This is a genomic window from Rhodoplanes sp. Z2-YC6860, from assembly GCF_001579845.1.
Taxonomy (GTDB): domain Bacteria; phylum Pseudomonadota; class Alphaproteobacteria; order Rhizobiales; family Xanthobacteraceae; genus Z2-YC6860.
Genome location: NZ_CP007440.1, coordinates 3830009 through 3843776, shown reverse-complemented (window position 1 = coordinate 3843776; position 13768 = coordinate 3830009). Strand labels below are relative to the sequence as shown.

13 protein-coding genes are annotated in these 13768 nt (G+C 62.7%); 5 read left to right on the top strand and 8 right to left on the bottom strand.

Going from position 1 to position 13768, the window contains the following annotated elements:
* The first annotated feature begins 140 nt into the window (after nucleotides 1-140).
* The gene (locus RHPLAN_RS17690) at nucleotides 141-677 is read left to right on the top strand and encodes a GlcG/HbpS family heme-binding protein (RefSeq protein ID WP_157100324.1); all 537 of its coding nucleotides are present in this window, start codon (nucleotides 141-143) and stop codon (nucleotides 675-677) included.
* 127 nt (nucleotides 678-804) lie between these two features.
* Here the strand turns inward: RHPLAN_RS17690 and RHPLAN_RS17685 are convergent, their stop codons facing one another.
* Nucleotides 805-1344, bottom strand: coding sequence for a DedA family protein (locus RHPLAN_RS17685; RefSeq protein ID WP_068020350.1), 540 nt, complete (start codon nucleotides 1342-1344; stop codon nucleotides 805-807).
* 263 nt (nucleotides 1345-1607) lie between these two features.
* On the opposite strand from RHPLAN_RS17685, the gene parE reads away from it, so the two are divergent.
* The 3 genes from parE (at nucleotide 1608) to RHPLAN_RS17670 (ending at nucleotide 5131) form a co-directional block, all read left to right on the top strand.
* Nucleotides 1608-3680: a DNA topoisomerase IV subunit B gene (parE, locus tag RHPLAN_RS17680; protein WP_068020348.1), complete on the top strand. Its 2073-nt coding sequence runs from the start codon at nucleotides 1608-1610 to the stop codon at nucleotides 3678-3680.
* 18 nt (nucleotides 3681-3698) lie between these two features.
* A complete protein-coding gene (locus tag RHPLAN_RS17675) occupies nucleotides 3699-3935 on the top strand; it encodes a BrnA antitoxin family protein (protein ID WP_068020346.1) in 237 nt (78 codons plus the stop codon).
* A 401-nt stretch (nucleotides 3936-4336) separates the two neighbouring features.
* Nucleotides 4337-5131: a dienelactone hydrolase family protein gene (locus RHPLAN_RS17670; RefSeq protein ID WP_068020344.1), complete on the top strand. Its 795-nt coding sequence runs from the start codon at nucleotides 4337-4339 to the stop codon at nucleotides 5129-5131.
* A 33-nt stretch (nucleotides 5132-5164) separates the two neighbouring features.
* Here RHPLAN_RS17670 and RHPLAN_RS17665 read toward each other — a convergent pair whose 3' ends face one another.
* The 3 genes from RHPLAN_RS17665 to RHPLAN_RS17655 all read right to left on the bottom strand — a co-directional run bounded on the left by RHPLAN_RS17665 (nucleotide 5165) and on the right by RHPLAN_RS17655 (nucleotide 8887).
* Nucleotides 5165-6139: a Bug family tripartite tricarboxylate transporter substrate binding protein gene (locus RHPLAN_RS17665; RefSeq protein WP_084245099.1), complete on the bottom strand. Its 975-nt coding sequence runs from the start codon at nucleotides 6137-6139 to the stop codon at nucleotides 5165-5167.
* A gap of 188 nt (nucleotides 6140-6327) precedes the next feature.
* Nucleotides 6328-7602, bottom strand: coding sequence for a hypothetical protein (locus RHPLAN_RS17660; protein ID WP_068020338.1), 1275 nt, complete (start codon nucleotides 7600-7602; stop codon nucleotides 6328-6330).
* Between the two features lie 97 nt (nucleotides 7603-7699).
* A complete protein-coding gene (locus RHPLAN_RS17655) occupies nucleotides 7700-8887 on the bottom strand; it encodes a CaiB/BaiF CoA transferase family protein (protein ID WP_068020337.1) in 1188 nt (395 codons plus the stop codon).
* 285 nt (nucleotides 8888-9172) lie between these two features.
* On the opposite strand from RHPLAN_RS17655, the gene RHPLAN_RS17650 reads away from it, so the two are divergent.
* The gene (locus RHPLAN_RS17650; protein ID WP_237180171.1) at nucleotides 9173-10978 is read left to right on the top strand and encodes a B12-binding domain-containing radical SAM protein; all 1806 of its coding nucleotides are present in this window, start codon (nucleotides 9173-9175) and stop codon (nucleotides 10976-10978) included.
* Between the two features lie 84 nt (nucleotides 10979-11062).
* On the opposite strand, the gene RHPLAN_RS17645 is transcribed toward RHPLAN_RS17650, so the two are convergent.
* The 4 genes from RHPLAN_RS17645 to RHPLAN_RS17630 form a co-directional block, all read right to left on the bottom strand.
* On the bottom strand, nucleotides 11063-11443 hold the full coding sequence (locus RHPLAN_RS17645) for a tautomerase family protein (protein WP_068020332.1): 381 nt from the start codon (nucleotides 11441-11443) through the stop codon (nucleotides 11063-11065).
* 32 nt (nucleotides 11444-11475) lie between these two features.
* The gene (locus tag RHPLAN_RS17640; protein ID WP_068020330.1) at nucleotides 11476-11871 is read right to left on the bottom strand and encodes a tautomerase family protein; all 396 of its coding nucleotides are present in this window, start codon (nucleotides 11869-11871) and stop codon (nucleotides 11476-11478) included.
* A gap of 77 nt (nucleotides 11872-11948) precedes the next feature.
* Nucleotides 11949-12764: a type 1 glutamine amidotransferase domain-containing protein gene (locus RHPLAN_RS17635; RefSeq protein WP_084245097.1), complete on the bottom strand. Its 816-nt coding sequence runs from the start codon at nucleotides 12762-12764 to the stop codon at nucleotides 11949-11951.
* An 80-nt stretch (nucleotides 12765-12844) separates the two neighbouring features.
* On the bottom strand, nucleotides 12845-13660 hold the full coding sequence (locus RHPLAN_RS17630; protein ID WP_068031411.1) for an SDR family NAD(P)-dependent oxidoreductase: 816 nt from the start codon (nucleotides 13658-13660) through the stop codon (nucleotides 12845-12847).
* Nucleotides 13661-13768: the final 108 nt, after the last annotated feature.

The window sequence follows — 13768 nt, the reverse complement described above, 5'->3', positions numbered from 1 at the left end:
CAGCCCCGCCCTGTCCGGTTATGCCCGCATGTTAGACCGCTAGTGCCGCGGTTCGGAAGTGATAAGCTTCGGCCCGTCTCGCGCCGCAAAAGGTCGCGGACTGCCTTGCAGGCAAATCAATCAACTATGGGGAGGTCGTGATGCGTAGTTTGTGTGTGCTGGCTGGCGCAATCGGCGTTGCGCTCGTGATGAGTTCGGGCGCGTTTGCCCAGGTGCCGCCTGACCCGAACAATCCGAACGAAGCGGTGCCGGACGCCATGAATCCGACGCCCTATGGCGCGCCGATCGCGCTGGAGGACGCCAAGAAGGTCGCCGCTGCGGCAGTCGCCGAAACGGTAAAGCGCAACTGGAGCGGCATGTGCATCGCGGTGGTCGGCCCAACGGGCGACCTTGTCTATTTCGAGAAGCACGACAATTGCCAATACGCTTCGATTTCGATCTCGCAGCACAAGGCGCGCACCGCGGCACGCTATCGCCGCCCGACGGTGGTGTTCGAGCGGCTGGTCGGCAAGGGTGCGTTCTTCGCCTATCTGCCGACGCTCGACGACGTGATCGCCTCGCGCGGCGGCAACCCGATCGTGGTCGGCGGCAAGATCATCGGCGCGATCGGCGTCAGCGGCGGCACCGGATCGCAGGATGACACGATCTCGCAGGCCGGGCTTACCGCACTGAAGTAATTCCGAGTGCAAAAAACCATACGGCTCTGCCGGGGCTCGTCCCCGGCAGAATTTTTTTAGCTGCCAAATTATTCGAATGTCATTCCGGATCGCGCGCCAGCGCGTGTCCGGATGACGATGGAGGAACCTAGCCGATCTTGTCGACGACCCACTTCACCATCATCGACGTCACATCGCCGAGCGACAAAAGCACCGCGGCCCAGATGAACGCCGAACTGAAATTGGCGATCTGAAACCGCCAGTACGGCATCGCGAACACGCCGGCGACGATCGGCACCGAGGCGCGCAGCGGGCCGGAGAAGCGCGCGATGAAGATCGCGGCCGCGCCCCACTTCTTGATGAAGTCTTCGCCCGCCGGGATCAGGTTCGGGTGCTGCGACAGCGGCCACATGTGGTAGACGCGGCCTTCGAGCTTGAGCCCGACCCAATAGGACAGCCAGTCGCCAAGGGCCGCGCCGACCGCACCCGCCACCAGGATCGGCCAGAAATTCAGTCCGCTGGCGCTGATCAGTGCGCCGAGCGCGACCAGCACGCCCCAGGCCGGAATCAGCAACGAGATGAAAGCCAGCGACTCGGCAAAGCACAGCGCGAATACGATCGGCGCGGCCCAGGCCTGATGCAGACGGACGTACTCGATGATGGGCTGGACGTAATGGTCGAGGTCCATCTGGACTTTCTGGAGTACCCATTTTGGCGCCACGCGGCGCCTTCTTCCCGCGGCCCGTGGCACGCGCATTGCGGGCTGTTTGTTTATCGCGGATGCCGTTGTTTAGCCAGTATCGGGTGCAACCGTGTGTGAAGAGCCGCGGCGGCATGACGTCCCATTGAACGGTTGATAAGCCCCCCTAAAGCCTCCTGCCCCTGGCCGTGGCATAGTTCAACGCTTAAGTGATTCGCCTCATTCTGCCGGAACCCGACAGCTGAACTGACATGGCCAAAACCGCTGCCAAGAACGCGAAAACGCCCAAGAAAACCGCCGGCGTCGGCGACCTGTTTGGCTCAGACAAGCCGCAAGCCAAGGCCAAGAGCGCGGCCAAGCCGTCCCGCGCCGCCGCTGGCGGCGAAGAGGGCTATACCGCCAAGCACATCGAGGTTCTCGAGGGCCTGGAGCCGGTGCGGCGGCGGCCCGGTATGTACATCGGCGGCACCGACGAGAAGGCGTTGCATCACCTGTTCGCCGAGGCGATCGACAACGCCATGGACGAGGTGATCAACGGGCATGCGACCTTCATCGAGGTCGAACTCGACGCCGAGGGCTTCGCCAGCGTCAACGACAATGGCCGCGGCATCCCGATCGATCCGCATCCGAAGTTCAAGAACAAGTCGGCGCTCGAAGTCATCATGACGACGCTGCACGCCGGCGGCAAATTCGACTCTCAGGTCTATGATGCGACGGGCGGCCTGCACGGCGTCGGCATTTCGGTCACGAATGCCCTCTCCGACCGGCTCGAGGTCGAGGTCGCGCGCGGCCAGAAGCTCTACAAGATGGTGTTCGAACGCGGCAAGCCGAAGGGCAAGCTGCAGGAAATCGGCAAGGCGCCGAACCGCCGAGGCACCAAAGTGCGCTTTCATCCCGACGCCGAAATCTTCGGACCGAAGGCGCACTTCAAGGCCGAGCGCATCTTCCGGATGACGCGCTCGAAGGCGTATCTGTTCGGCGATGTCGAGATCCGCTGGTCCTGCGATCCGAAGCTGGTCGAGGGCACCGACATCCCGGCCGAAGCGACATTCCATTTCGCCGACGGCCTCAAAGACTATCTCGCGGAGACGCTTTCGGGCGCGACGCTGGTGCATCCCGACATCTTCACCGGCTCGGCCGGCAAGACCGGCAAGCACGGCGGCGCGCAATGGGCGGTGGCCTGGACCGCCGACGCCGATGGCTTCATCAACTCCTACTGCAACACGATCCCGACGCCGGACGGCGGCACCCACGAGTCGGGGCTCCGCACCGCCCTGCTCCGCGGTCTCAAAGATCACGCCGAGCGCATGAACCAAGGCAAGCGCGCGGCCTCGATCACCAGCGAAGACGTCATGGTCGGCGCCGGCTGCATGCTCTCGGTGTTCATCCGCGAGCCGGAGTTCCAGGGCCAGACCAAGGATCGTCTCGCTACGGCCGAAGCCCAGCGCATCGTCGAGAACGCCATCAAGGACCCGTTCGACCACTGGCTCGCCGGCAATCCCCTGCAGGCTAACAAGCTGCTCGACTTCGTCGTCGATCGGGCCGAGGAGCGCATCCGCCGCCGTCAGGAGAAGGACGTCTCGCGCAAGAACGCAACGCGCAAGCTTCGCCTGCCCGGCAAGCTCGCCGACTGCACCAATGCGCAGACCGCCGGCTCGGAAATCTTCATCGTCGAGGGCGACTCGGCCGGCGGCTCGGCCAAGCAGGCGCGCGACCGCGCGCTGCAAGCGGTACTGCCGCTCCGCGGCAAGATCCTCAACGTGCAGTCCGCCGGCAAGGACAAGCTCGCGCAGAACGCCCAGCTTGGCGATCTGGTGCAGGCGCTTGGCTGCGGCACCGGCTCGCACTACCGCGACGAGGATCTGCGCTACGACAAGGTGATCGTGATGACCGACGCCGACGTCGACGGCGCCCATATCGCGTCGCTGCTGATCACCTTCTTCTTCACGCAGATGCCAAGCCTTATCGAGAACGGCCATCTCTACCTGGCGGTGCCGCCGCTCTATCGGCTGAGCCACAATGGCAAGACGTTTTACGCCCGCGACGAGAAACACCGCGACGAAATCCGGAAAAAGGAATTCCACGCCAACGCCAATGTCGAGGTCGGCCGCTTCAAAGGCCTCGGCGAGATGATGGCGCACCAGCTCAAGGAAACCACGATGGACCCGAAGAAGCGCACGCTGCTTCAGGTCCGTATCCTCGAGGACGATCAGAAGGCCACCGCGAAATCGGTCGAGCGGCTGATGGGCAATAAGGCCGAGGCGCGGTTCGAATTCATCCAGGAGCGCGCGGCGTTCGCGGACGCGTCCGCGCTCGACGTGTGATCGACGAGGTTCTGACCGATGGCTTTCGACAAACCGACCCGCGGCCCGATGACCTCGCGCGAGGCGGCCGAAGCCGCGTTCAAGAAGGTCACCACCAAGCCCGCCGACCTGCCGGTTGCGAAGCCGAAGGTGCCGAACGCCAAGGAGCAGGTGTCGCTGCGCATCGATCGCGACATCCTCGATCATTTCCAGGAAGGCGGCCCGGGCTGGCAGGACCGCATCAACGACACGCTGCGCAAGGCGATCGGGAAGTAGCCCGCATATCGCGCGACGTGGCGTTCAGCCCGTTCGCTGCATTGCTCTTTTGCAGTGCCGCAGCGATTCAGCGACAAAAAAAGCGATTCACCCCGGAACGGAAACAGAGCTGGCGGCTTATCTGGGCAGTACGAGCAAGCGCCCCCTCCCCCCGACAGCTTGCTCGGAACAAGGCCTCGCCCTAACCGGCGAGGCCTTTTTATTTTGGCTCGATGATAACGCCAGAGGCCGTTGATCAGGCGTGGGGTTTGCCCGTTTGCCGCGTCCCTCCTGGTGTCCAGGGGGCGCAACGGTCCTGGCGCGGTTCCACCGCCTGTGCCCCGCAGCTATAATCCAATGGACAACAGCGCGGACGAACCGCGCGTTTTGGAATTGCCGGACAAACAGCGGGGGAGGATGTCTTGATTGACCCGGTTCAACGTCGCGAATTTCTGAAATTGTCTGCCCTGGTCCCAGTCGTCGCCACAGGCGGCGCATTGGGCGTCATCGGTTCCGCTGTCGCTGCACCGACGGAAAAGACGGTCGCCTATCAGGTCAACGGCAGGCCGTTCGAAGGCATGATCGTTTACGACAGCAGCGTCCAGACCAAGCGGCCGATCATTTTCATGCAACCCGATTGGTATGGCGTCAACGCGGACAATATCGCGCAGGCTCGCCTGATCGCCGGCAAGGACTACGTCGTGCTGATGGCGGACATGTTCGGCGCAGGCTACGCCGGCAAGACCAAGGCGCGGCCGGAACTGGCTGCCGCGGTCGGCGCCATGCACGGTGACCTTCCCTTGACGCTCGCCTGCGGCAACGCGGCCTTCAACGCGCTTTTCGCAGAAGCCGACAAGCTCGGCATCGTGGATGGGCGCAAGAAGGTCGCCATCGGCTACTGCGCCGGCGCCGGATTCCTTATCGAGCATGCGCGAAGCGGCGCCGACTTCAGCGCCATCGTCACATTCCACATCACCAACCCAAATCCGTCCTTTGCCGGGACGCCCTGCAACATCAAAGGCCGCGTGCTGGCGATCCACGGCTCGGCCGATCCGGTCACGCCGAAAGCCAAGATGGATGCGTTCGCCGACGAGCTCACCCAGGCGAAGGTCGATTGGCAGGTGATGATGATCGGCGGAATGACCCACGAGCTCAACGAGAAGAACCGCCGCAAAGCCTACATGCTGATGCGCGACTTCTTCACCGAGACGCTCTGAGTCGATCGCGACCGGCCGAGAGTGTGAGGACGATCAACGCGCCGGTTGCGCCGCCGGCGCAGGTGCGTCCACGGCCACGATGCCGAGTTTCGGCAGCATCGGCCGCCAATACGCGGCGTCCTTGGCGATGCGCGCCGCGAACTCGGCTGAATTCAGCGTGCCGGAAATCTCGCCCTTCTTCATGTGCTCCTGCACGGCCGCCGACTTGATCGCGGTGAGCGCTGCGGCTTCGAGCTTCTTGACCATGTCGGCAGGCACCCCCGCAGGCGTCAGCAGACCGTACCAGTTCTCCATCACCATGCCGCTGTAGCCGAGCTCGACCGTTGTGGGCGTGTCCGGCAGCGACGCGAGACGGTTCACGCCGAGCACCACGACCGGCCGGATCTGGCCGGCCTGCACCATCGGCAGCAGCACCGGCGGGTCCGCCGGAATGACATCGATGCGGCCGGCGACCAGATCGGGCAGCGCGGGCGCCGCGCCGCGATACGGCACATGCGCGATCTTGATGCCGGCGCCGGTGTTGATGAGTTCGCCCGCGATATGCATCGTCGTGCCGGGACCGGCCGAGGCGTAGCTGAGGTGGCGCGTCTTTGCGAGCGCCACGAGGTCCTTGAAGTCCTTGAACGGCAACTGCGGATTGGCGACCAGCAGCGTCGGCGAGGCGCCGACCATGGCGATGGCGTCGAACGACTTCACCGGATCGTATTTGACGTGCGGCTGCAGCACCGCGGTGATGACGTGCGAGCCCTGACTGCCCATCAGCAGCGTCTTGCCGTCGGGGGCCGCGCGCGACACGAAGTCCGCCGCGATCACGCCACCGCCGCCGGCGCGGTTCTCCACCACGATGGTGGCGCCGAGCGGGCCTTGCATCTCCTGCGCCAGGATACGCGCCATGGTGTCGACCGGTCCGCCGGCCGCAAACGGCACGATGATCTTGACCGGCTCATCCGCAAGCACCGGTCCGAATCCAATCAAGCCAAGCAAAACAGCCGTCGCAAGGCGGCGCATGGTTTTCTCTCCCTGGCGGCCTTTTGTTTTCGCGCGACGGCCGTCGGAGGATTGTCACGAGGAACGTCGAGATGGTCAATCGCGGATGCGGACTTGTCGGCTGCGCGCCGGCGGGGATGTTCGCCAAGTGCGCAAAGGCCGAACCCAGCCGGCATGCACCGGATTGCCGGCAAATGCCATGATTTGGATTATCTGGCGGACAGGTTGATCGTCCATCCGCCCGGCCAGATCCGCACGGGCCAGCTCGGATCGTGTTGCCAATGCTTGACCTCCTCGCGCCAATCGGGGCCGATCACGAATATGGACGATGGCGGAACGAAATAGTTGTACGCGCCGACCGCGACGATCCATGTGAGGATGACGCCGCTCAAGATTCGCAAATGGCCGCGATGAATGACCGTCCAACTCAGCAAGGCAAAGCCGATCAGCACTTGCGGCGCAAACGCATGCCGCCCCCCGCTCCACGCGTGGATCAGATCGAGCTTCCGATCGGTGGCGCCGAGATAGCCTGTGCCGGCAAGCAGGGCACTGGCCAGGAGAAACCACAGCGGCGATTGGCTGGGGCGCGTGGCTGCAGCGATGACAGCGACAGCGAAGATGAGGACGACAAGCGCGAGCGGCCACAACGGTCCGCTGCCGGTCTGAAAGCTGTGGGACAGGTCGGCGACCGGAGCTTCTGCCAGAACATGGCCGAGGAACGGCACCAGGATGTGCTTCGCCAGGACGATGGCGCCGATCACGCTTGGGCTGGTGCCGATGTCCCGCTGCCCCAAAGTGGTGAAGAATGCGATCTGGATGATGGCTCCCGCCAGCAGCACGAGGCCCTGCAGCGCTCGCGCCTTCGAACGCTCGGGCACGGCCCGCAATGCGAAAAGCGGCACGAGGATCCAGCTCGCCGGTCCGCTGAGGGCGGCCAACAGCAGCAGGCATCCATGAACGACGCCCATCACGCCGGATTGGGTTTCGATCGCGAGGATTACGGCCGCGCACAGCGCCAGATGATTGTAGCTGGTCGTGGAATTGGCCCAGACCTCTTCGGGCACCGGCGCCAGGACGACGACAAGAGCTGCGGCCCAGACGACCCAACGGCTTTGCAGCCACTTGTCGCGGCTCATCACCAGCAACAGCACTGGAAGGCATTGGATGAGCACGGCCACAGTGGCGGTGACGTAAGGCGCTCCCCGCAATGACGTCAGATGCGCGGCCAGCAATGTGGCCGCGTTGCCTGCGATATTCAGATAGTTCGCATGCGGCGCGAATAGCGCTTGCCACCATGGCAGGTCCCAAGCCCTCCGGAAGAAGACTGTGCCTTCTTCGGCCCAAAATCTCCCTTCGGTCCAGACTTTCGGGATCCGCGCGCCAATCGCGAGCGCGACAACCAACAGAAAGAGTGCCCGCCGCGAAGCGGAGGACATTGGCTCGTGAAGCCAGGTGAAGGTTCGGGAAACCGCGCGCCGCATCATATCGCGTGCTCTTACAAATACGGCATCGCGCTGTCACCCTGGCGCCGGTCGCGGCGGCCTGTTTACGGATGCAATGACAACTGACCGCGATCCCCGATCAGATGACACACGCCTCGCGCAGCTTGCCGATCGCGGCGGCCTCATAGCCCAGATCGCGCAGCACCGCTTCGGTGTCGGCGCCGACCGGCCGCGGCGGTGACGTGACGCGGCCTCCGCCGTGGGCGAGCCGGAACGGTGTGCCCGGCACCGTGACGTCGCCGTCCATGCCCTCGACCTTCTCATGCTTGTGCAGGAAGCCACGCGTCCCAAGCTGCGGGTCCTTGAGCGCTTCGGGCAGCGTGCGCACACGCGCGGCCGGAACATGGTTGTCCTCGAGGAAGCGCTCCCATTCGTCAGCGGTGCGGGCGCGAAGGAGCTCGCCGAGCAGCGCCATCTCGCGCGCCCGATCGTCGTGGCGCTGATCGTTGTTGTCCTTCGCCATTTCGGGATGGCCGAGCAGGCTCCACAGCCTGCGCTGCTGGCGGATGTTGCTGGCGCCGAGCGCCAGCAAGCCATCCTTGGTTTCAAAGACGCAGTTGGTCGCGTGCGGATGCTCGTTGCCGGACGGCTTGGGCCCGGAGCCGGTGCGGAGATAGCTCGTGACATGCGAACTGGCGAGCGTCAGCGCCACGTCGTTCATCGCGAGATCGATACGCTGGCCGCGCTGGGTACGCTCGCGCTGAAACAGCGCACTGGCGAGCGCGAACGCGCCCATGGTGCCGGTGGCGTAATCGACCGCGGGCGCACCAAACTTGATCGGGTGCACGTCGCGCGTGCCGGTCATCGCCATCAGTCCGGTCGTCGCCTGGATGACGAAGTCGTAGGCGGTCTCCTCGCCGCGCGGCCCGCCATGGCCGAAAGCCGAGATCGAGCAATAGATCAGCTTCGGGTTGATCTTGCTGAGCTCGTCGTAGCCCAGTCCGAGCGCCTCGAAGGCGCCAGGCCGATAGTTCTCGACCAGGATGTCGGCCGTCGCGATGAGCTTCTTGAAGATCTCCTGCCCGGCTTCGGTTTTCAGGTTGAGCGCGATCGAACGCTTGTTGGAGCCCTGGGTGAGAAAGTAGGTCCCCATGCCGTTGCGGCTCAGCGCGCGGTCGCCGCCGCTGGTCCGGCTCTGGTCGGGATCGTTCGGGTCTTCGACCTTGATGACATCGGCGCCCAATAGCGCGAGCTGATAGGCCGCAAACGGCCCCGCCAGCACATGCGTGGCGTCGATGATGCGAATGCCCTCGAAGGGTTGGGTCACGGCTCTTGGCTCCGGCTTGGCGCTGCGCTGATCAACATCCTAGAACGTTTTGCTCCATAAAGGCTGGCACTGGCCGAATGCCCGTTCTGAGGCCAATCGGCAGGAACCGATGGTCCACTCCAGCCGGAATCGCTTGCAAAAGAAATCACATGCAAAAGCATGCCTTTCTGAGATCGAAGCTGGCATCTCTGGCTGGTATCTGACAGGGTACGCAAGGGATCCGGCGCACCTCCGACACAAGCCAGAGAGGACCGCTCGAATGGCAAACTCGGAAGTCGGCTTGGCATGAATGGTGGAATGGTCGACGTCCACACGATTGCCGCAGCAGCCCAGCGGCGCTTCCAACTTGTCCTGATCAAGCCTTCACACTACGACGACGATGGCTACGTGATCCGCTGGTGGCGGGCGATGATCCCGTCAAATTCGCTGGCTGCGGTGTATGGCATTGCGGCGGATTGCGCCGAGCGAAGCGTGCTCGGATCCGACGTTGTCATCGATGTCACGGTCATCGACGAAACGAACACATATGTTGACGTGCCTGCGCTTGTCGCGCGCCTCGAGCAGCATTCCCGGTTCGGCCTCGTTGCCCTGATTGGCGTCCAGTCAAATCAGTACCCCCGGGCTTTGGACATTGCTCGGCCGTTTCGGAATGCCGGTGTCCAGGTTGCCATTGGCGGATTCCATGTGTCCGGCTGCTTGTCGATGCTGGACGGTCGCGCTGTCGAACTCGATGCCTGCCGCGACATGGGCATTTCGATGTTTGCGGGTGAGGCTGAAGGACGGCTCGAAACGGTGCTGATCGACGCCGCGAACGGCCGGCTCGCGCCGTTGTATAATTTCATGAAGGACCTTCCGGGTATGGAAGGCCAGCCGGCGCCCTTCCTGCCCAAAGTCCATGTCGAGCGGACGCTCGGGCTGAGCACGAGTTTCGACGCAGGCCGCGGCTGCCCCTACCAGTGTTCGTTCTGCACGATCATCAACGTGCAGGGGCGCAAGTCGCGCTTCCGCACGGCCGATGATGTGGAGCATCTGGTTCGGCTCAACTGGGCGCAAGGGGTCCACAAGTTCTTCATCACGGATGACAACTTCGCGCGCAACAAGGAATGGGAATCGATTTTCGATCGCTTGATCGAATTGCGCGAGGTGCACCGGATTCCGCTCGGCTTGATGATCCAGGTCGACACGCTTTGTCACAAGATCCCGAACTTTATCGAGAAGGCGCATCGCGCCGGCGTGACGCGCGTTTTCATCGGCCTGGAAAACGTCAATCCGGACAACCTCGCCGCAGCCAAGAAGCGTCAGAACAAAATCACCGAATATCGTGCGATGCTTTTGGCCTGGAAGGCGCAGGGCATCATCACGCTCGCCGGATACATCCTTGGCTTTCCGGCGGACACCCCGGCGACCATCCGCCGCGACATCGCGATCATTCAGGACGAGTTGCCCGTCGATATCGTCGAGTTTTTCTGCCTGACGCCACTGCCGGGCTCGGAAGATCACCAGAAGCTTTGGAAAGCGGGGGTCGCGATGGACGCAGACCTCAACAAATATGATGTTGAGCACGTCTGCACCGCCCACAGCCGAATGAGCCAGGAGCAATGGGAGGCGATCTATCGCGAAGCGTGGTCGCTCTATTACTCGCCGGCGCACATGAAGACGCTGCTGCGCCGCGCCTTTGCAACCGGGGTGCCGGTCAACAGCCTGATCAAGCTGCTCGTCAATTTCGCGACCACCGTGCCGCTTGAGAATGTCCATCCGCTCCAAGGCGGCGTCCTGCGTCTGAAAACGCCCTCAGAGCGCCGCCCCGGCCTGCCGCATGTGGCTGGCGTTGCATTCTGGATTCCTTATGTGTGGGGAACGCTGGCCAAACATGCCGTGATCGCCGGCACGATCTTGCGGCTCATCGGGTGCAAGATCGCGATCGTGTGCGATTCCAAGTCCGAACGTTATTTCGACAAGGCGCTCACGCCCGTCCACGACGACGACGAAGCAACCCTCGACCTGCTCACCAGGACCACGGGAGCCCGCGAGGCGGTGGCTCATGTCCGGAAGGTCGCCGAATTGACGATGGCGACCAAGCCCGCGTCTTAGCCAAGGAAGCAACATTGCCGAATGGGCGCGAATTGCCCGATGGCGTGCAGCGCTCAAGTCAGGCGGCGCAGTAGTGCGCGGGATTCAAGCCGCGTACTGCGCAATGCCTTTACCGAACGACCAATTCTCTTTTTTGACTTCCACGACATTGATGAACACGTCTTCCATGCGAATTCCGGGCGACTTTGCCAATCCCTCGGCAATCGCCCTGTAGAGCGTCTTTTTCTGCTCAACCGTGCGACCTTCGTTCCACGTAATCTGGATGATAACAAGATCGTCGGTGCGCTCGATTCCGAGGTAAGTCGGATCGTAGATGAAGTTGCTGGCATCGTGTTCGGCGATGATCTGAAACCGATCGTTTTGCGGAACGCCAACGCCAATCATCGCCTCATAGACGACGCGTGCGATTTCTTGACGGTAGGCGGCATCTTTGCCTTTGCGAACATCAATACGAACGAGCGGCATATCTCTTCTCCTGTTTTCGCTTTGTTGCGTGGCTATACCTCGTCCGGCCGCCACTCCGGGCTGTAGCCGCCCAAGGTCGGGTGATACATCTCGTCGCCGCTGTGCTGCGTGAACTCGACGTTGAGCCTGTCTTCACGAAGGCCCAGAATTTCGATGGCATGGGCGCAGAGCGCTTTCGCGACCGCCATGCGTTGCTCGGCCGAACGGCCTTGCCGGATGTCGAGCATCATGACGGACACCGGCACGGGTTCGGTCCCGGCCTCGGTGATCCGCCAGACGCCGCCCTCGCCCAACTCGCGGATGGCGACGCTGATGCGACGGATATCGACCGACATCATCTCCGCGTAGGTCTCGCTCATTCTTCTGGCGAGCCGTCGCTTGTCGTCGGGCGAATAGTGGTCGTTCACATCGAGTTGCAGGTAAGGCATGGGAGTATCCCAAGGAAAGAGTTGGCGCCGAGGGCTGGAGCTGCCGAAGCAGCCCCACGCCTTCCTCACGGCCGGCGTTACTTGCCGGCCTTCTCCAGTTGAGCGATCAGGGCGTCGGCGAAAGCCGTGTCCGAGAAGGGCTGCTGACCCGTGATCACTTCACGGTCCACAACCGCGTTCGGCTTCCAGGATTCCGCATTCTGGATTTGCGCTCCTGCGGCCTTCAGCGCTTCGTCGTTGTAGTAAGGCGCGCGGCCACCGAGTTGCGGTTGCTCGATCTGCACTTCTTCGGCTTTCGAGAAGACTGCAATCTTGTAGCCCGCATAGGGCCAGCCCTGAGCCAAGGCCGGAAGAGAAGCCGTTTCGCCGGCATTCAGGGCTTTGTCGAACTTTTCCGTCTGAGGAAGCGTGGACAGGAGCGCCATCGGCCCGTGACAGATCAGCGCCGTCGGACGCTTGGTTTCATGGAAGCTCAGCAGGATCTTGCCGAGCTCTTTGTCTTTGACGAGATCGACCATCGGCGCATGACCGCCGGGTACGAAGACCGCCGCGTACTCTTGCGTGTTCCCGGCGACATCCGAGAGCTTGAGAGGATGACGCAGCCCTTCGAAGCTATCGATAAAGCGGAGCGTCTCCATGCGCCTCGCATTGTCGTTGCCGAAGAACATGGTCTGGTTTGAGCTTGCGTCCATCGTCGGCGCGTCGCCGTTCGGGCTCGCGAATACCGGTGTGTAGCCAGCTTTGATGAGGGCGCGCAGTGGCGTTGCGAGTTCGTTGAGGTAGTAGCCGGTGGCGTAGACTTTGTTGTCCGGCATTTCGAGCAGATGGGCGCCCGACATAACGACGAGTACTTTTCCTTTCGAGGACGGCTGGTTTGAAGTGACCGTATTCATTGGAAGTCTCCTGTGAGATTGAGTTTTGAGCTAGGTGAGAGAAATCGAGGGTGGGCGTTGCGCCTAAGTCCGATCGAGGGTCAGGCAACCTTGGCTTCTGCCAGCCGGTAGCGTGGCGAAGGCGTGGTGCCGCGAAGCTGCGGAAGCATGTCGCGACGCGCCGCCTCGTAGCGGTCCCAGGCCGCGCCATCCTGAAGAACAGGGATCGTGACGGTTTCGCCCTGATCCAGACCAACAAGTGCGGCATCGACCAGATTTTCTGCGGTCATGACGATGTCTTGCGGAAGCTGGCTGACATGGCGGCCGGCCAATTCCCAGAAGTCCGTGGCGGTCGCAGCGGGAAGAACGGCCTGAATACGAAGGCCCTTCGGCGCTAGTTCGTGCTGCAAGGACTGGCTGAACGCCGTGACGAAGGACTTGCTGGCTCCGTACACGCCGTTCAGAAATTCCGGCGCGATACCAACAACCGACGACACGTTGATGATCGTCCCGGCTCCACGAGCGACGAAGGCCGGCGCGGCCGCATACGCTAGGCGAGTCAGCGCCGTGATGTTCAGCTCGATCAGTTCGTCCAGCTTGTTCACGTCGGTATCAAGCAACGGCTTGATCGCGCCGACGCCGGCATTGTTCACCAGCATGGTAATGCTGGCGTCCTCGCGCAGAATCTTTTCAACCTGCGCACGTTCGCTCGGCTTGGTCAGATCGGCTGCAACGACCTCGATGCTGCGTCCGGTTTCGGTCGTCAGCTTCTTTGCGAGTGCGTTGAGCTTGTCCTGGTTGCGGGCGACGACGATGAGGTCGTAGCCGCGCCGCGCGAGCCTGTCCGCATAGACCGCGCCAATGCCGGCCGAAGCGCCGGTGATCAGGGCGGTGCCTTTGTTTTTGCTGGTAACCATCTGTTTTCCTTCCATTTTCGAGTTCGCCCGCAGGCTGATGACCGGAAATGTAAGGCCGCTGGTCTTTGACCGAAATGACGTATAAGATACGTTTTTAGGACACGCCGG